The sequence below is a fragment of the Streptomyces sp. NPDC051041 genome (assembly GCF_044456065.1).
GTDB classification, from domain to species: domain Bacteria; phylum Actinomycetota; class Actinomycetes; order Streptomycetales; family Streptomycetaceae; genus Streptomyces; species Streptomyces glaucus.
In genome coordinates, this window is sequence record NZ_JBITFM010000011.1 from 51,193 (window position 1) to 67,721 (window position 16,529).

Below are 16,529 nucleotides of genomic sequence, written 5' to 3' on the forward strand. Positions count from 1 at the left end.
TCCGCAACACAGCTCTCCCCCTCCGCACGCCGTTGTGCGCCCCTTCATCGTGGCCGCGCCGAGCGCCCCCTTCGGCACGGAACGTGCGCCGGGGGACGCGGGTAGTAAACGCCACCGCACGCGGGGCGCGCCACCGTCGGGACCGAAATTCAGCCCCGGAAATCCGGCGCCCGCCGGCGCGTCGGGTATGCAGGACGCATGACGGACAACGATGACCGGGTCGCCGGGCTGCTCCTCGCGGCGGGGGGCGGGCGGCGGCTCGGCGGGCGGCCCAAGGCGCTGCTCGCCCACCGGGGACGCCCCCTCGTCGAGCACGCGGCCGACGTCCTGCGCGCGGCCGGCTGCGCCCGCGTGCACGTCGTGCTGGGGGCGCGCGCCGACACCGTGCGCGAGCGGGCGGCGCTCGGCGGCTGCGTGCTGGTGGACAACCCCGACTGGGAGCGGGGCATGGGGACGTCGCTGCGGGCCGGGCTGGCCTCGCTCGCCGGGACGGGGGCGCGGGCCGCGCTGGTCTCGCTCGTCGACCAGCCCGGCATCGGGGCGGCGGCGATGGCCCGGGTGCTCGCGGCGTACCGGGACGAGACGTCCCTGGCCTCGGCCGCGTACGACGGCGTGCGCGGCCACCCCGTCCTGCTCGGCGCGGCCCACTGGGCCGGCGTCGCCGCGACCGCGACCGGCGACCGGGGGGCGCGCGCCTATCTGCGGGAGCACGCGGAGGCGATCGCGCTCGTCGAGTGCGGGGACGTGGCGCGGCCGTACGACATCGACACCGAGGCCGATCTCGGCCGCCTGGAGTGAGGGAAGCGGCACCGGGCGCCGCCCGCGTCGATGCGGGGGATCCGGCTCAACAGATCATTGAACTTCCGCCATGAGGAAATTACTATCCATTTTCCAGAAGCGCCCGCTCACCGCTCGGTCGCCGCCCGCCCTGTCCGGGAAGACATCCGAGAGGCGCCCGGAGGACCGGCACCCGGCGCCACGCTCCCCGAAGGAAGTGACCGCTCATGTCCGCGCCAGCGCCGTCCCCGCTGACCATCGTCGACGCCGGGCCCCTGCCCCGGCAGGAGGAGGTCCTCACCGACGCGGCGCTCGCCTTCGTGGCGGAGCTGCACCGCAGGTTCACGCCCCGGCGTGACGCGCTGCTCGCCCGCCGCGCCGAGCGCCGCGCCGAGATCGCCCGCACCGCCACGCTCGACTTCCTGCCGGAGACCGCGCACATCCGGCAGGACCCCACCTGGCGCGTGGCGCCCGCCCCGAAGGCGCTGGAGGACCGCCGGGTCGAGATCACCGGCCCCGCCGACCGCAAGATGACGATCAACGCCCTCAACTCGGGGGCGAAGGTCTGGCTCGCCGACTTCGAGGACGCCTCGGCGCCGACCTGGCGGAACGTCGTCCTCGGCCAGCTCAACCTGATCGACGCCCACACCCGGACCATCGACTTCACCGACGAGCGCACGGGCAGGTCCTACGCCCTGCGCCCGGACGGGGAACTCGCCACGGTCGTCATGCGCCCGCGCGGCTGGCACCTGGACGAGCGTCACCTCGTCGACGGCGACGGCGCCCCGGTCCCCGGCGCCCTCGTCGACTTCGGCCTGTACTTCTTCCACAACGCCCGGCGCCTGCTCGGCCTCGGCAAGGGCCCGTACTTCTACCTCCCGAAGATCGAGTCGCACCTGGAGGCCCGCCTCTGGAACGACGTCTTCGTCTTCGCCCAGGATCACGTGGGCGTTCCGCAGGGCAGCGTCCGCGCCACCGTCCTCATCGAGACGATCACGGCGGCGTACGAGATGGAGGAGATCCTCCACGAGCTGCGCGACCACGCCTCCGGGCTGAACGCCGGCCGCTGGGACTACCTGTTCTCCCTGGTCAAGAACTTCCGGGACGGCGGGCCGAGGTTCGTCCTGCCGGACCGCAACGCGGTCACGATGACGGCCCCGTTCATGCGGGCGTACACCGACCTCCTCGTCCGCACCTGCCACCGGCGCGGCGCGCACGCGATCGGCGGCATGGCCGCGTTCATCCCGTCCCGCAAGGACCCGGAGGCCGACCAGGCCGCCTTCGAGAAGGTCCGCGCCGACAAGGACCGCGAGGCCGGCGACGGCTTCGACGGCTCCTGGGTCGCCCACCCCGACCTGGTGCCGATCGCGATGGAGTCCTTCGACCGGGTGCTCGGCGACCGTCCGCACCAGAAGGACCGCCTCCGCGAGGACGTCGACGTCCGGGCCGAGGACCTCATCGCCGTCGACTCCCTCGACGCCAGGCCGACCCACGCGGGCCTGGTCAACGCCGTGCAGGTCGGCATCCGCTACATCGAGGCCTGGCTGCGCGGCCGGGGAGCGGTCGCCATCTTCGGCCTGATGGAGGACGCGGCCACCGCCGAGATCTCCCGCTCGCAGATCTGGCAGTGGGTCGACGCCGGCGTGGTCCTGGACACCGGCGAGCGGGTCACCGCCGGCCTGGTCCGCGAGATCGCCGCCGCGGAGCTGGCGGACATCCGCGCCGGGATCGGCGAGGACGCGTTCGCGGCGGGCGCCTGGCGGCAGGCCCACGACCTGCTGCTGAAGGTCGCCCTCGACGAGGACTACGCCGACTTCCTGACCCTGCCGGCGTACGAGCAGCTCACGGGCTGAGGCTCACGCGGAGCTGTCCGAGTGGCCCAGGGACCTGCCCGGGGCCACCCGGTCGCGTACGGCCCGCTTCACCGCCGTGGGCTCCGGGAAGCCCTGCTCCCGGCGGTCCCACACCACCTCGTCGTCCACCCGCACCACGAAGACGCCGCCCGTGCCGGGTTTCAGCGACAGCTCCGTCAGCTCGGTCTCGAACGTCGTCAGCAGCTCCTGCGCCAGCCAGGCGGCGCGCGGCAGCCAGCGGCACTGCGTGCAGTACTCGATCTGCACGCGCCGGCTCTCCGCCGAAGGGGTGTCCGTCATCCCAGGTGCACCGACCAATCCTGTTCCGCCGCCGGCTTGCCGTGCAGGTCGGGGACCCGCTTGAGCCAGTCCGGACGGCCTCGCCGGGTCCGTTCCGCGCGGCGCGCCTCCTCGGCGGCCAGGTCCTCCCGGGTGGGGAAGTCGGTGGGCAGCCACGCCGCCGAGGCCCGCACGCGCGCGTACAGGTAGTCCACGTACGCCTCCCGCAGCTCCCGGGGCGTGCCGAAGCCGGGCTCGCCGGACAGCCAGGCGTCCGGCACGGCGGCCGTGACCCGGCGCAGCAGCTCCTCGGTCACCTTCGGCGCGAGCTCGGCGTCGGCGGCCCGCACGTCGGGCCCGTAGGAGCCGAGGGCGTGGTGGCGGAAGTCGTACGCCTTGTCGGGGGCGGAGGTGTCCCAGCGGTGGTGGAAGACCAGGGCGGCGCCGTGGTCGATCAGCCACAGGCGCGGCGGCGCGACACCGAGCGTGGGCCAGACCATGAGGTTGGAGCTGTGCACCGTGCGGTCGACGTTCGCGGTCAGCGCGTCCAGCCAGACGATCCGGCCCGCCTCCAGCGGATCGACCGGGAAGGCCTCCGCGAGCTTCGGGGTGAAGTCCCGGGCGCCCGGCAGATAGTCCATGCCGAGATTGACGCCCGCGCTGGCCGTGTGCAGGTCGCGCACCTCCTGGTGCGGTTCGTGCCCGGCGATCGCCGGGTCGAAGTGCACCAGGACCAGCTCGGGGAAGCGCAGTCCGAGGGCGCGGGCCAGCTCGCCGACGATCACCTCGGCGACCAGCGCCTTGCGGCCCTGTGCGGAGCCGGTGAACTTCACGACGTAGGTGCCCAGGTCGTCGGCCTCGACGACGCCGGGGACGGAACCGCCGGAGTGCAGGGGTTCGATGTAGCGGGTCGCACGGACCTCTCTCAGCATTTTTCCAGGTCACCCGCCTCTTCAGCCGTGAAGTCCCCGCTCGGCCCCAAAGGCGCGCACCAGCGGGGACCGCCCCTCGTCAGCCCCGGGGAGGATCTTCCGGGGGGTTCGACCGGCATGTGGACCTCCCCGTCCTCCCGGCAGTCCGCCGGTGGCCGTCCGTCCTGCTCTCGGCCTCCGACATGAAGTGTGCATAGTAACCGAGGGTGACCGCCGGCGGGGAGTGCCCGGCCCGCCGCGGCCGGGTCGCCGCGGGCCCCCGCTTCCGGCATGGCCGGGGCACGGGCGCCGCGGCACGCGGCAGCCGTCCCCCGGCGCCGCCGGGCGCGCGGTGAAGGACCGGGACACTCGGCGCGGGCGCTCCTCGGCGGTGCGGGGACGCCACGAGATGCTTCCCGCGGCCCGGGCGGGGGTCTCGTGGCCGTCCCCGTTCCGCGCGGCGGGGGCCGGGGAGCGCGGTGGCGCTCAGGCCGCCGGTTCGATGTTCTGGTTGCGGCGGAAGACGTTGTTCGGGTCGTAGACCGCCTTCAGCGCGGACAGCCTGGCCAGAACGGCGTCCTCGTAGAGCTCGGAGCGGAAGTCGCCGGCGGCCCGCATCCCGTACACGAAGTTCAGCGACCGTCCGATCGTCCACGGCTCGACGGCCTCGTCGATCCGTTCGTGCGCGGCCCGCACCTCGGACAGTCCGACGCCGTCGGGCGCGGACAGCACCCGCAGGATGTACTGCGCCTCGCGGAAGGACACCGCGTTCGGCACCTCGGGCGGGCGGGAGAGCGCGCCGCCGAGGTGGCGCAGGTCCACGATGCACGGCACCGGCGCGCCGGGCCCCGCAAGTTCCCGGACGGCCTCCAGCACCCGCGGGTGGAGTTCGCTCAGCAGCACGCTGTTGCCGTCGTAGGAGTGGGCGAAGTCCGGCTCCCGGTAGATGGAGCCCGACTCGCTGTACGGCAGTTCGCCGAGGTGCTCCAGGAGCGTGGGAGCGACCTCCGGCCACGGCCGTACGAGGTCCGGGCCGTTCTCCGGGTCGGTGGTGGCGAAGCGGACGTGGACCACGTGCCGGCCGCGCAGCGGCTCGGGGAACGCCGGGATCGGCGGGTATTCGATCATGCCCACGGAGGAGGTCATCGTCTCCGGCGCCCGGGACGTCCACTCCCGGAAGAAGGCGAGGACCTTCTCGGCGTGTTCGAAGCCGAAGAACACCCCGCCTCCGTAGATGCGCCCGACGGGCTGCAGGGCGATCTCCAGGCTGGTGACCACCCCGAAGTTGTCCCGTCCGCCGCGCAGGGCCCAGAACAGGTCGGGGTCGCTGTCGGCCGTCACATGGCGCAGCTCGCCGTCGGCGGTGACGACGTCGAGGGCCCGCACGTGGTCGGCCGCGTAACCGAACCGGCGGGCCAGCAGGCCCATGCCGCCCGCCAGGGTGTAGCCGGCCACGCCCACGTGTCCCGCGGAGCCGCTGGGCGGGACCAGTCCGTGCGGCTCGGCGGCCTCGACCACCTGCTGCCAGCGGGCCCCGGCCTGGACGCGCGCGGACCGGGTCCCGGGGTCCACCACCACGTCCCGCATCCGCCTGGTGGAGATCAGCACACCGCCCTCGTCCCGCACCGTGACGCCGTGGCCGGTGGACTGGACGGCCACCGCCATGCCGCGGGCCGCGGCGAAGCGCACCGCCGCCTGCACGTCCTCGGCCGTCTCCGCGCCGACGACCACCGCCGGCGCGTGCCGGTATCCGGCCTGGAAGCCGCTGGTCTCCTCCTGGTAGCCGTCCTGGTCCGGCAGAAGGACCGGGCCGCGGACCCTGCGCGCCAGTTCCGGGATGTCGTTTCGCACGTCTTCGGTCGTCTTCACGGAATCCTCGTGGTCGTCGCCGGGCCAGTGGGCCGTCCGGACCACGTGGCCGTCTCGTCCTGTCTCGTCCCGGACACCGCCGGGTCCGGGTTCCGGGATCCGGTTCCCGTCGCCCGTGAAGCGGTGGCCCGGGACAGCCCGTGTCCGGGTCGGCGGCCAGGGTGCGCCGTCACCGGTCGCCCGGCGCCTCGCGGAGCGGGGCCGGACGCTTTCGCCCGGGTGGTGCCGCGTCCGGTCCCCGCCGGAGCGGCGTCGCGCCCGGCTTCCCCGTTCCCCCGGTCAGCGCGGTGGACGGAGGAGCCGATCGCTCCCGGCAGCGGCGGGCCTCACCGGCACGAGCTGTGTGATCGACTCTGGAGCAGTCCGGGTCGAAAGTCCAAGAGCGGGTCGTTCTGGCTCCTGGAAGCCGCGGTTATGCGGGAGCCGGCAGGGCGGCCCTCGCGTGCGCGACGAACGCGCGGCCCGCCGGGCTGACCGGGCCGTCCGACCGCCAGGCGAGCGCCATGCGGCCGCGGAACCACGGACAGGTCACGGTCAGAGCGTGCAGTTCCCCCGGGTACGCGGCGGCGAGCGACTCCGGGACGATGGCCGGGCCGAGGCCCCGCATCGCCAGCTGGGCGAGCACGTCGGGGTCGCTCGCCTCGAAGGCGACGCGGGGCTCGAAGCCCGCGTCGGCACAGGCGTTGTCCAGGCAGGCGCGCATACCGGTCCCGCGCGGGAGGCTGATCAGGGCCCGTTCGCGGAGCGCGTCGACGGCGACGGCGGCGTGCTCGGCCAGCGGGTCGCCGGGGTTCACCACGACGACCAGTGACTCGTCGGCGACGACGTGGAGGTCGATCCCCTGGGGTGTGACCGTCGTCAGGGCGACCACCGCCGCGTCGAGCGCGCCGCTTCGAACGTTCTCCAGCAGACGGTCCGTGTTCTCCTCGACGAGGGTGATCTCCACCGCCGGGTGGTCCTTGTGGAAGTCGGCGAGCAGTCGGGGGAGGTCGAGCGACGCGCAGGAGCGCACCATCCCCACGGAGACGCGGCCCCGCATCAGCCCGGTGAAATCGTCGACCACGAGGCGCATTCCCGCGACCCCTTCGAGCGCCCTGCGGGCGTAGGACAAGACGGCGGCGCCCACCTCCGTCAGCTGGACCGTGCGTCCCGTGCGGTCCAGCAGCTGCTGCCCCAGCTCCTGCTCCAGGCGCCGGATCTGCGCGCTCACCCCGGGCTGAGTCACGTACAGCCCGGCGGCTGCCTTGGTGAAGCTCGCCTCTTCGGCCACGGCGACGAAGTACTCAAGCTGACGCAGCTCCATAACCGACGATGCCAGCAACGCCTGTTCCCATAAGCGTGTGTTCGGTCGCGGTGACCGAGCCGGGCGCGGGCCGAGGGGCGTGACGCCCGGTCGGGCGCCGTGAAGCGGCCGGCGGCCGGGTGGCGCCGCACCGGCCGGCGCGGTCCGGGTCAGGGGCGGGCCAGCGGGTTGGGCAGGGGCAGGTAGCGGGCGTCGGCGCCGTCGGCGCCGGTCCAGCGCAGCAGCAGGTTGGTCTTGCCGGGCAGGGTGGGCGAGGTGAGCAGCGCGGCGGCCTCCGGGAGGTCGTGGCGGGCCAGTTCGCGGCGGACGGCGGGCCAGGGGTCGAGGCCGGGCCGGCGTTCGGCGAGGGCGCCGGCGATCTCCGACAGGTGGTTGACGACCAGGCAGTACACCAGCCGTTCCCAGCCGGCCGCGCGGGAGGTGTCCGGCAGCAGCTTGACGCCCTCGGCGTCCCGGAACAGCGCCTGCACGGGGGTGCCGGCGGCGTCCACGGCGACCAGGGTGTTCTGCAGGTGGGCCTCCAGGACGACGCCGTGCTCGGCGAAGGCGGCCAGCGCGGGCGGCACGACCTGCCGCAGGTACGCCTCCCACCACCGCGCGGGGTCGGCCGCGCCCGCCAGCGGGCTGCCGTCGAAGCCCTCCACGAGTCCCGCGGCGAGCAGCGGGGTCGCGCCGGGCAGGAGGTGGCCGCGCAGGCCCTCGCGGACGACGACGGCCAGGGCCTCGAAGGCGAAGGCGGCGGTGCGGTAGCCGCGGTCGCTCAGCCAGGCCGCCGGGCCGTCCAGCGCCGCGAGGGCGCCCGCCGCGGCCGCGTCGGTGCGGCGCAGCCCGAGCAGGTCGTGCCGCCACAGCCGCCGGACGTCGTTGGTGATGCGCACGTCGAGGCTGAACTTCAGGAACAGGTCGCGCCCGGGGGCGTACACCGTGCGGACGGCGGCCGTCGGCCAGGCGTCGAAGGCGGTGGTGCCCAGCCGCAGCAGCCGGCCGTCCGCGAAGGCGCTCGCCAGCTCCGGGGCGGCGAGGTCGAGCTGCCAGGGGTGGGCGGGCAGCAGCCGGTAGCCGGGCGGGGCCTCGCCGAGGGCGTCGAGGGCCGAGGTGTCGCCCTCCTCGGCCACCGCGTCCTCGCGCACCCCGAGCAGTGCCAGCGGGAAGCGGGCGTGCGCCTCGGGCGCGTACGGCAGCCAGCCCGCGGCCGGGCCGCCGCCGCGCGCCTTGGGCGCGGGGTGGTGGGGGTGTCCGGTGAGCAGGGACTGCTCGGAGACCAGGTACGGGTCGTCGGGCGGGGTGGCCCGCGCGCGTGCGGTCAGCAGCGCGGCCACCGCGTCCCGGCTGTCGAGCATCTCGGCGGGCAGCTCGTGGTTGGGCAGGCCGGTGTGCCGGCGCAGCTCCTCGGCGACGAGTTTCACCAGTTCGGTGTGGCCGACGCGGTGCCAGCGGCCCGCCGCGTAGACCTCGGGCTCGGCGGGCCGCCGCGTGCCCCGCACCCGCAGCAGCCGGTCCCCGCCGGGCAGCCGGTACACCCGCCGCTCGCCGGGGCCCGGCACGGGCTCGGCCACCTCGCGCAGCAGGCAGTTCAGCAGCGGCGCGGCCGCGTACGCGTCGGCGCGGCCCGCGACGTCGCCTCGGGCCGCGCCGCCGTCGGCGGGCGGGGGCAGGGGGTTCACGGATCCACTCGTTCCTTACGGTCCGTCCGGGCGGGGACGATCATCAGTATGTCGCCCGCCCGACGCCGTGTCCGTACCCGAGGAGTCCGCCCGTGCACCGTCCCCCCACCGCCGAGGCCGAGGTCGCCGAGGAGCTGGCCGCCGTACGGCCCGGCCTCGTGTCGCGGTACGCGGCCGAGCTGCCCGGCGCCCGCGCGGCCGTGCTGTCCCGTCTGTGGCGTGCGCTGGCCCACGAGCCGCTGCCCTGGGTCGCGGGCCGGGAGCGGGACCGGGAGGAGCTGGTGCTGCGCCTGCGCGACGGCCGCCGGCTGCGCGGCCCGCGCCCCGACCCGTACTCCACCGCCGCGTACGTCACGGTCGTACGGCTCGGCGAGTCGCCGTACGACGACCCGGCGCGGCTGATGACGGATCTCGCCGTGCCCCGCTCGGCGGGCTTCGCCGCTGAGCTCGGGCACAGCGTCGCGTCGCTGGCGCTGTCCCGGGCGGGGCAGGGGGACCACCCGGACGAGTGGCCCGCGCACGACTGGGAGTGGGAGCAGCGCGTGGTCGACGGGCATCCGTTCCACCCCAGCTGCCGCTCCCGGCCCGGCTTCTCGGTGGCCGAGCAGCTCGCCTGCGCGCCCGAGCACCGGCCGGTCGTGGAGCTGGGGCTGGCGCCCGTCCCGGAGGCGGAGTGCCTGGTGACGGGGGTGTGGCCCGAGGAGCTGCGGGACGGGCGGCGGGTGCTGGTCCCGGTGCACCCGTGGCAGGCGGCGCATGTGCTCGGACGGCCGTGCGAGGCGTGGCTCGGCGCGCACCCGCTGATGTCCCTGCGGACCCTCGCCGTGCCCGGCGGGCCGCACGTCAAGACGGCGCTGAGCGCCCGGCTGACCTCCTCGGTGCGGGACATCTCGGTCGCCTCCGTCGCCGCGTCGGCGACGCTCTCGGCGTTCGGGGAGGCCCTGGCCGCGCGCACGGACGGGCTGCTGCACCTCACCCGCACCCTGGGCGCGGCCGCCCGCTCCCCCGAGCTGGCGGCCGTGCTGCGGGAGCCGCCGCAGGCGTACGCGGCGGCCGGGCGCGGCGAGCGGGTGGTGCCGGTGGCCGCGCTGGCCCCGACGGGGCTGGTCCGGGACCCCGCCCGGCTGGCCGGTCTGGCGCGGCTGGCGCTCACCGTGGGCCTGCGGCTGCTGGAGCTGGGCGCGGCCCTGGAGGCGCACGGGCAGAACCTGCTGGTGGTGCTGTCGGCGACGGGCGTCCCGCTGCGGCTGGTCTACCGCGACCTGGCCGACCTGCGCATCAGCCCGGCCCGTCTGGCCCGGCACGGCGTCCCGGTCCCCGAGCTGCCCGCCCGCATGGTCACGGACGACCCGGTGGCGCTGCGCCGCAAGCTGTTCGGCTCGCTGGTGGCGGGGGCGCTGGCGGGCGCGGCGGGCTCCGGGCCGGCGCTGCGGGCCGCGCTGGAGACGGCCGTACGGGACCTGCCGCGCACCCCGGACCTCGCCGCGCTGCTGGACGGGCCGCTGCCCGTCAAGGCGCTGACGCTGATGCGGCTGTCGCCGGGCAGGACCGGCGACCTGTGGGGCGAACTGCCCAATCCGCTGCACCGGGCGCCTTGTTGACGGCCCGTACCGGCGCCGGCCGCCGCGGTCACGTTTTGGAGCGCGGAACCGCCGGTCAATAAGATCCGCCGATGATCACAAGAAAACGGCTGGCGGCGGGCGTGGGCGCCCTGCTCGCCGCGCTGGCGGCCGGGATCGCCGTCCCGGCCGGGGCGGCCGCCGGTGAGCCCACGGGTGAAGACGCGCCGAAGGTCGACCTCGTGCTGGACGTGAGCGGCTCGATGCGGGCCCGGGACATCGACGGGCAGTCGCGGATGGCCGCGGCCAAGCAGGCGTTCAACGAGGTGCTCGACGCGACGCCCGAGGAGGTCCGGCTCGGCATCCGCACCCTGGGCGCGAACTACCCCGGCGACGACCGCAGGACCGGCTGCGAGGACACCGCGCAGCTCTACCCGGTCGGCCCGCTGGACCGCGCCGAGGCCAAGACGGCGGTCGCGACGCTGGTGCCCACCGGCTGGACGCCGATCGGCCCGGCCCTGCTCGCGGCGGCCGACGACCTCGACGGCGGCACCGGCTCCAAGCGCATCGTGCTGATCAGCGACGGCGAGGACACCTGCGCCCCGCTCGACCCGTGCGAGGTGGCCCGCGAGATCGCCGCCAAGGGCATCGGCCTGACCATCGACACCCTCGGCCTGGTCCCCAACACCAGGATGCGCCGGCAGCTCAGCTGCATCGCCGAGGCGACCGGCGGGACGTACACCTCGGTCGAGCACGCCGACGAACTCACCGACCGGGTGAACCAGTTGGTGGACCGCGCGGCCGATCCGGTGGTGACGCCGGTGGCCGCCGAGGGCGCGGACACGTGCGCGAAGGCGCCGGTGCTGAAGTCGGGTCTGTACACCGACCGCGAGGAGTTCGGGCGGCAGCGCTGGTACCGCGTGGACGTGCTGCCCGGCCAGGAGCTGCGGGCCTCGGTGAGCGTGGCCGCCGACCGGGACGTGGCCCCCTCCTACGGGGTGCTGCTGCGGGCGGTGACCACGCACGGCCGGGAGATCGTGCGCGGGGAGGCGGCGGGCAACGGCCGCACCGACGTGATCGCCACGGGGCTGCGCTACCCGAAGGCGGAGAGCGACGAGGAGGACGCCGCCGCCGAGACCGTGTGCCTCCAGGTGACCCACTCCTTCTCGGCGGCCGCCGGGGTGAAGACCACGCCCGGCCTGCCGCTGGAGCTGACCGTGGACGTGGTCGACGGCCCCGACGAGGCGGGCGACGTGGCCTCCTTCGGCCTCGGCCGCGGCTGGTGGCTGCTGGGCGTGCTGGTCCTGACCGGCTTCCTGGCGGGTCTGGTGTGGGGCTGGCTGTCGCGCTGGCGGATCGCGGTCTGGAGGACCAACTGATGCGTTCTGTACGTCTTCTCGGTTCCGCGCTCGGTTCCGCGCTGCTGCTGCTCGGACTCGCCGCGGCCCCCGCCGCGGCCGGCTCCTCGCCGTCCGCGGACCCCTCGGGCGACCCGGACGCGCCGACCGAGGCCGGCACCTCGTTCCGCACCGCGACCGAGATCGAGCAGGGGCAGCGGGCCACGGCGAGCGGTTCCGCGGGCGACTACCTGTACTGGTCGTTCCCGGCGGACACCGGGCAGCGCCCCACCGTGCGGGCGACGGTGCAGCTGCCGGAGGCGCACGCCGCCGAGACCTGGCAGCTCGACGTGTACGACGGGCTGCGCCGCCGCCAGGCCTGCCAGTACGGGGCGCAGACCCGCACCGCCCCGCGGGACGCCTCCTCCGTGGAGCTGGCCTGCGTGCTGCGCACGGTCCGCGCCTGGTCGGAGCCGTGGGCGAACGACCCGCTGCCGGGCACGTACTACATCCGGCTGACGGCCACCGGTCTCGCCACCTCCGACCTGGGCCTGCCGGTGGACGCCGAGGTCCGGGTCGGGTCCGAGGACGTCGGCGGGTCGGCGGCGGTGGACGGCTCGCTGGCCGAGCCGCTGGTGCCGGGGATCGCGTCGAGGCCCGAGCCGGACACCGGGCACGCCGAGGACGGGGACTCGGCGGTGCTGTCCGACCTCGAACCCGAGGACGGCTGGGCGTCGGGCCGGTGGTCCGACCGCTGGGTGTGGACCGCGGCCGGCGGCGCGCTGGCCGCGCTGGCGGGGGTCGGCGGGTACGCGCTGGCCCGGGGCGCGGGGCGCCCTTCCCGGGTGCCGTCCGGGGTCTGACCCGCCGTCGGTGACCATCGGGGGGCCCGCCCGGTGCGGGCCCCCCGCCGGCTCAGCCCTCCCTGAGCTCCTTGGCCAGGGCGCCGTCCCCGCTCACCTCGATGCGGCCGTCGCGCACCGCCTGGGCCACGCTCACCTCGCCGCGGCCGATCGCCGTGCACGTCGCCGCGTCCAGCGCCAGCCGGGCGTCGGGCTCCCCGGGGGCGGGACCGTCGCCGTACACCGGTCCCTCCCCGGCGCCGGTGTACAGGTGGAAGCGGCCTTCCGCCAGCCGCACCTCGACCAGTCCCGCTCCCGCCCCCGCCTCCCTCAGGGCGCGCAGCAGCGGCAGCGCGAACCAGTGGGCCCGGACCGCGTCCGTCGGCCGCCGCTCCCCCAGCTCGGCCGCGCCCCACGCGCCGAGCGCCTCCAGCACCGGCAGCAACTCCCGCCCGCGCGCCGTGAGTTCGTACACGTAGGCCGCGCCGGGCGGCGGCAGCCGGCGCCGGGTCGTCAGACCGTCCCGCTCCATGTCCCTCAGCCGCGAGGCGAGCACGTCGGTGCTGACGCCGGGCAGGTCCGCGTGCAGATCCGTGTAGCGGCGCGGGCCGGCCAGGAGTTCACGGACGATCAGCAGGGTCCAGCGGTCGCCCACGACGTCGAGCGCCCGTGCGGCGGAACAGAACTGGTCGTAGCTACGGCGAGTGCGGGGTGACATGCGACGCAGTGTAGACGTGTTGTTGGACTTTCCAAGCTCGTACTTGGTAAAACCAAGCAACACCACGTACCGGAGGGGCGAGAGCGCATGGAGTTCCGGCAGTCCAACAAGCTCAGCGAGGTCTGTTACGAGATCCGCGGCCCGGTGATAGAGCACGCCAACGCGCTGGAGGAGGCGGGCCACAGCGTGCTGCGGCTGAACACCGGCAACCCCGCGCTGTTCGGCTTCGAGGCGCCGGAGGAGATCCTCCAGGACATGATCCGGATGCTGCCGCGGGCGCACGGCTACACGGACTCCCGCGGCATCCTCTCCGCCCGCCGGGCCGTCGCCCAGCGCTACCAGACCCTCGGCCTGGAGGTGGACGTCGACGACGTCTACCTCGGCAACGGCGTCTCGGAGCTGGTGTCGATGGCCGTCCAGGCGCTGGTGGAGGACGGCGACGAGATCCTGATCCCCGCCCCGGACTTCCCGCTGTGGACGGCGGTGACGACGCTGGCGGGCGGCAAGGCGGTGCACTACCTGTGCGACGAGCAGGCCGAGTGGTACCCGGACCTGGACGACATGGCGGCGAAGATCACCGACCGCACCAAGGCGGTCGTGATCATCAACCCGAACAACCCCACCGGCGCCGTCTACCCGAAGGAGATCGTCGAGGGCATCCTCGACCTCGCCCGCCGCCACGGCCTGATGGTGTTCGCCGACGAGATCTACGACCAGATCCTCTACGACGACGCCGTGCACCACTCGGCCGCCGCGCTCGCCCCCGACCTGGTGGTCCTCACCTTCTGCGGCCTGTCGAAGACGTACCGGGTGGCCGGCTTCCGCTCCGGCTGGCTGGTGGTCACCGGCCCCCGGCAGCACGCGAAGGACTACCTGGAGGGCCTGACCATGCTGGCCTCCATGCGGCTGTGCGCCAACGCGCCCGCGCAGTACGCCATCCAGGCCGCCCTCGGGGGCCGCCAGTCCATCCGCGAGCTGACCGCGCCCGGCGGGCGGCTGCGCGAACAGCGCGACGTGGCGTGGGAGAAGCTCAACGAGATCCCCGGCGTGACGTGCGTGAAGCCCAAGGGCGCGCTGTACGCGTTCCCGCGCCTGGACCCCAAGGTGCACCCCGTCCACGACGACGAGCGGTTCGTCCTGGACCTGCTGCTGCGCGAGAAGATCCAGGTGGTCCAGGGCACCGGGTTCAACTGGCCCTACCCCGACCACTTCCGCATCCTGACCCTGCCGCACGCGGACGTCCTGGAGACGGCGATCGGGCGGATCGGGCGGTTCCTCAGCGGATACCGGCAGTAGCGGCCGGCCGGGCCCCGCGCACACCGCCGTCACCGGTACACGGTGCGACTGACCGGCCGCCGCCCGGGTTCGTCCGGGCGGCGCGCGTGACGCCGTGCGCCGGTGCGGAGTTGACCCGGGTGCGAAGGGAGGTGCCGGGACATGGACGTGCCGGGGCAGGGGCAGCGGATCGCGGACGGGCCGGAGCCGTACGGCTGGGACGGGGACTCGGCGGCGGTCCTGCGGACGGTCGGCAAGGTCGTCAAGATGTGGCGCGAGCGGGCCGGGATGACCCAGGCCGAGCTGGGCGCGGCGATCGGTTACAGCGAGGATCAGGTGTCCTCCGTGGAACGGGGGCGGCGGGCGCCGAAGGCGCCCCTCCTCGACGCGGCGGACCGGGTGCTCGGGGCGGGCGGGATGCTCGCCGGGCTGAGCAAGGACGTGGCCGAGGCGCGGTACCCGAAGAAGGTCCGGGACCTGGCGAAGCTGGAGGCGGAGGCCGTCGAGATCTGCGCGTACGACAACTCCGTGGTCAACGGGCTGTTGCAGACCGAGGAGTATCTGCGGGCCGCGTTCGGCACGCGACGCCCCGCGTTCTGCGAGGAGGAGTTCGAGCAGCGAGTGGAAGCGCGGCTGGCCCGCCAGAGGATCCTCGACGGCGGGCAGACGATCCCGGCTTTCAGCTTCGTCCATGACGAGGCCGCTCTGCGGCGACGGGTCGGGGACAGAATGGTCCAGCGCCGGCAGCTCGAACGGTTGTTGGAGATCGGCCGGATGCGGAACGTGGAGATCCAGGTGCTCCCTCTCGATCGAGAGGACAACGCCGGTCTCGACGGTCCCTTCCACCTGCTGCGGCTCAAGGAGGGAACCACGGTGGGACACAACGAGGTTCAGCTCACCAACCGGCTGATCTCGGACCCCAAGGAGGTCCAGATCCTCGAACTGCGCTATGGGATCATCCGGGCTCAGGCCCTCCCCCCGCGAGAGTCGCTGGCCTTCATCGAGACGCTCCTTGGAGAGACATGACGACAAAGCCCCCGGCCGGTCACGGCTCGGAGTTGAAGTGGGTCAAGAGCAGTCACAGCAATCCTGACGGTGCTGCCTGCGTCGAGGTCGCCGCCGCCCCCGGCACCGTCCACGTACGGGACTCGAAGAACCGGCTGGGCCCCCGGCTCGCCTTCCGGGCGCGGGAGTGGGCCGCTTTCGTCTCCTACGCCGCCGGTCGCTGACGTACGTCCCGCCGCGCCCCGGGTCCGGCTCCGCGCCGGACGCGGGGCGCGGGTGGGCGGCGGGACCCGCGCGGCGTGACCGCGCCGGGGCCGGGGCGCCCGTCGAAGCCGGTGGGTTGTCAGACCCTCGGCGTAGCCTTTGAAGCGCCGGCCGCAGCCCCGTGAGGGTGTCGCGGGCAGCCGGCCGACAGGGCTTCCCCGGAAAGGAGCACGCCGTGGCACGACCGCCGACCGCCGCGCAGCGGCGTGTCATCGAGGCCGCCGATCCCGTCACCGGGCGCTTGAAGGGCACCCCGGCGCAGCTCGCGGCACTGGTGGAGCGAGGGCTCGCCTTCCGGCATCCGCGGCCGCCGCACGACTGCTTCCTGACGCCGGCCGGGCGCCGCCTGCGCGAGGCCGAGCCCGCCCCGAAGGGCCCTCCCGAGCCGGCCCCGGAGGCTTCCGCGTCCGGCGGCGGTGTGTTCGCCGCGTACGCCGGCGACGAGGACGAGGTACCGGACACCGGTCCGGCCCGGGCCCGTGAGGTGCGCAGCGCCTGGCAGGGCCTGCTGGAGCTGCGCCGGATGACGCACACGGACGGCGCCATCGACCGGCCGTGCGCCTGGGAGCGCGGGCATCTGGTGCAGGCCGCCGCGCTCGCCCTGGAGGCGGACGGCCACCGGCCGGCCGGGCGGGACGCCGACGGCTACCGGGTGCGCGCCACGCCGCAGCCGGAGGCCGTCGCCGTGCACGCTCCGGACGGTGCCGCGCTGCGGGCCTGCGCGGCGACGCTGGAGCGGGCCGGATGGCAGGTCGGCGAGCACACGGAGCCGCGGACGCGGAGACGGTATCTGCTGGCGTCTCCGCGACGGTCGTAGAAGCCGCGTGCCAGGATCGGTCCGACTCGCCGGCCGGACCGACCGGCCGGCCCGGC

Annotated in this window: 15 protein-coding genes; 9 read left to right on the top strand and 6 right to left on the bottom strand. The window is 74.9% G+C overall.

The window, feature by feature from the left end; genetic code table 11:
* Positions 1-198: 198 nt before the first annotated feature.
* Entirely contained in the window at positions 199-798 is a 600-nt protein-coding gene (locus tag ACIBAI_RS18685; RefSeq protein WP_399035539.1) for an NTP transferase domain-containing protein, read from the top strand.
* Positions 799-1,004: 206 nt separating this feature from the next.
* The gene (aceB, locus tag ACIBAI_RS18690; protein WP_399035541.1) at positions 1,005-2,630 is read left to right on the top strand and encodes a malate synthase A; all 1,626 of its coding nucleotides are present in this window, start codon (positions 1,005-1,007) and stop codon (positions 2,628-2,630) included.
* Between the two features lie 3 nt (positions 2,631-2,633).
* Here the strand turns inward: aceB and ACIBAI_RS18695 are convergent, their stop codons facing one another.
* The 5 genes from ACIBAI_RS18695 to ACIBAI_RS18715 all read right to left on the bottom strand — a co-directional run bounded on the left by ACIBAI_RS18695 (position 2,634) and on the right by ACIBAI_RS18715 (position 8,656).
* Positions 2,634-2,930: a SelT/SelW/SelH family protein gene (locus ACIBAI_RS18695; protein ID WP_399035543.1), complete on the bottom strand. Its 297-nt coding sequence runs from the start codon at positions 2,928-2,930 to the stop codon at positions 2,634-2,636.
* A complete protein-coding gene (locus ACIBAI_RS18700) occupies positions 2,927-3,841 on the bottom strand; it encodes a HipA family kinase (protein ID WP_399035545.1) in 915 nt (304 codons plus the stop codon). The genes ACIBAI_RS18695 and ACIBAI_RS18700 overlap by 4 nt, the downstream gene beginning before the upstream one ends.
* 465 nt (positions 3,842-4,306) lie before the next feature.
* A complete protein-coding gene (locus ACIBAI_RS18705; RefSeq protein WP_399035547.1) occupies positions 4,307-5,689 on the bottom strand; it encodes an FAD-binding oxidoreductase in 1,383 nt (460 codons plus the stop codon).
* 412 nt (positions 5,690-6,101) lie between these two features.
* Complete coding sequence (locus tag ACIBAI_RS18710; RefSeq protein ID WP_399035548.1) at positions 6,102-6,992, bottom strand: LysR family transcriptional regulator; 891 nt, start codon at positions 6,990-6,992, stop codon at positions 6,102-6,104.
* A 149-nt stretch (positions 6,993-7,141) separates the two neighbouring features.
* Positions 7,142-8,656, bottom strand: a complete 1,515-nt coding sequence (locus tag ACIBAI_RS18715; protein WP_399035549.1) for an IucA/IucC family protein — start codon at positions 8,654-8,656, stop codon at positions 7,142-7,144.
* A 92-nt stretch (positions 8,657-8,748) separates the two neighbouring features.
* Between ACIBAI_RS18715 and ACIBAI_RS18720 the strand changes: the two genes are divergently transcribed.
* From ACIBAI_RS18720 to ACIBAI_RS18730, 3 genes are all read left to right on the top strand, one after another.
* Positions 8,749-10,257, top strand: coding sequence for an IucA/IucC family protein (locus ACIBAI_RS18720; RefSeq protein WP_399035551.1), 1,509 nt, complete (start codon positions 8,749-8,751; stop codon positions 10,255-10,257).
* Between the two features lie 71 nt (positions 10,258-10,328).
* Positions 10,329-11,594 (top strand): VWA domain-containing protein, encoded by a 1,266-nt coding sequence (locus ACIBAI_RS18725; RefSeq protein ID WP_399035554.1) that lies wholly within the window; start codon positions 10,329-10,331, stop codon positions 11,592-11,594.
* On the top strand, positions 11,594-12,415 hold the full coding sequence (locus tag ACIBAI_RS18730; protein ID WP_399035555.1) for a hypothetical protein: 822 nt from the start codon (positions 11,594-11,596) through the stop codon (positions 12,413-12,415). Before ACIBAI_RS18725 ends, ACIBAI_RS18730 begins: the two co-directional genes overlap by 1 nt.
* A gap of 52 nt (positions 12,416-12,467) precedes the next feature.
* Here ACIBAI_RS18730 and ACIBAI_RS18735 read toward each other — a convergent pair whose 3' ends face one another.
* Positions 12,468-13,112 carry a winged helix-turn-helix transcriptional regulator gene (locus tag ACIBAI_RS18735; RefSeq protein WP_399035557.1) on the bottom strand — a complete coding sequence of 215 codons (645 nt, stop codon included), beginning with the start codon at positions 13,110-13,112 and terminating at the stop codon, positions 12,468-12,470.
* Between the two features lie 87 nt (positions 13,113-13,199).
* On the opposite strand from ACIBAI_RS18735, the gene ACIBAI_RS18740 reads away from it, so the two are divergent.
* The 4 genes from ACIBAI_RS18740 (at position 13,200) to ACIBAI_RS18755 (ending at position 16,473) form a co-directional block, all read left to right on the top strand.
* The gene (locus ACIBAI_RS18740) at positions 13,200-14,408 is read left to right on the top strand and encodes a pyridoxal phosphate-dependent aminotransferase (protein ID WP_399035559.1); all 1,209 of its coding nucleotides are present in this window, start codon (positions 13,200-13,202) and stop codon (positions 14,406-14,408) included.
* A 141-nt stretch (positions 14,409-14,549) separates the two neighbouring features.
* On the top strand, positions 14,550-15,413 hold the full coding sequence (locus tag ACIBAI_RS18745) for a helix-turn-helix transcriptional regulator (RefSeq protein ID WP_399035561.1): 864 nt from the start codon (positions 14,550-14,552) through the stop codon (positions 15,411-15,413).
* Positions 15,410-15,616 (top strand): DUF397 domain-containing protein, encoded by a 207-nt coding sequence (locus ACIBAI_RS18750; protein WP_399035563.1) that lies wholly within the window; start codon positions 15,410-15,412, stop codon positions 15,614-15,616. Before ACIBAI_RS18745 ends, ACIBAI_RS18750 begins: the two co-directional genes overlap by 4 nt.
* 215 nt (positions 15,617-15,831) lie before the next feature.
* A complete protein-coding gene (locus tag ACIBAI_RS18755; protein WP_399035565.1) occupies positions 15,832-16,473 on the top strand; it encodes a hypothetical protein in 642 nt (213 codons plus the stop codon).
* Positions 16,474-16,529 lie beyond the last annotated feature (56 nt).

Coding starts and splice junctions, on each gene's coding strand:
- ACIBAI_RS18700 (WP_399035545.1), bottom strand. CDS start 3,841: ATGCTGAGAGAGGTCCGTGCGACCCGCTACATCGAACCCCTGCACTCC.
- ACIBAI_RS18735 (WP_399035557.1), bottom strand. CDS start 13,112: ATGTCACCCCGCACTCGCCGTAGCTACGACCAGTTCTGTTCCGCCGCA.
- ACIBAI_RS18695 (WP_399035543.1), bottom strand. CDS start 2,930: ATGACGGACACCCCTTCGGCGGAGAGCCGGCGCGTGCAGATCGAGTAC.
- ACIBAI_RS18710 (WP_399035548.1), bottom strand. CDS start 6,992: ATGGAGCTGCGTCAGCTTGAGTACTTCGTCGCCGTGGCCGAAGAGGCG.
- ACIBAI_RS18740 (WP_399035559.1), top strand. CDS start 13,200: ATGGAGTTCCGGCAGTCCAACAAGCTCAGCGAGGTCTGTTACGAGATC.
- ACIBAI_RS18725 (WP_399035554.1), top strand. CDS start 10,329: ATGATCACAAGAAAACGGCTGGCGGCGGGCGTGGGCGCCCTGCTCGCC.
- ACIBAI_RS18685 (WP_399035539.1), top strand. CDS start 199: ATGACGGACAACGATGACCGGGTCGCCGGGCTGCTCCTCGCGGCGGGG.
- aceB (WP_399035541.1), top strand. CDS start 1,005: ATGTCCGCGCCAGCGCCGTCCCCGCTGACCATCGTCGACGCCGGGCCC.
- ACIBAI_RS18730 (WP_399035555.1), top strand. CDS start 11,594: ATGCGTTCTGTACGTCTTCTCGGTTCCGCGCTCGGTTCCGCGCTGCTG.
- ACIBAI_RS18750 (WP_399035563.1), top strand. CDS start 15,410: ATGACGACAAAGCCCCCGGCCGGTCACGGCTCGGAGTTGAAGTGGGTC.
- ACIBAI_RS18745 (WP_399035561.1), top strand. CDS start 14,550: ATGGACGTGCCGGGGCAGGGGCAGCGGATCGCGGACGGGCCGGAGCCG.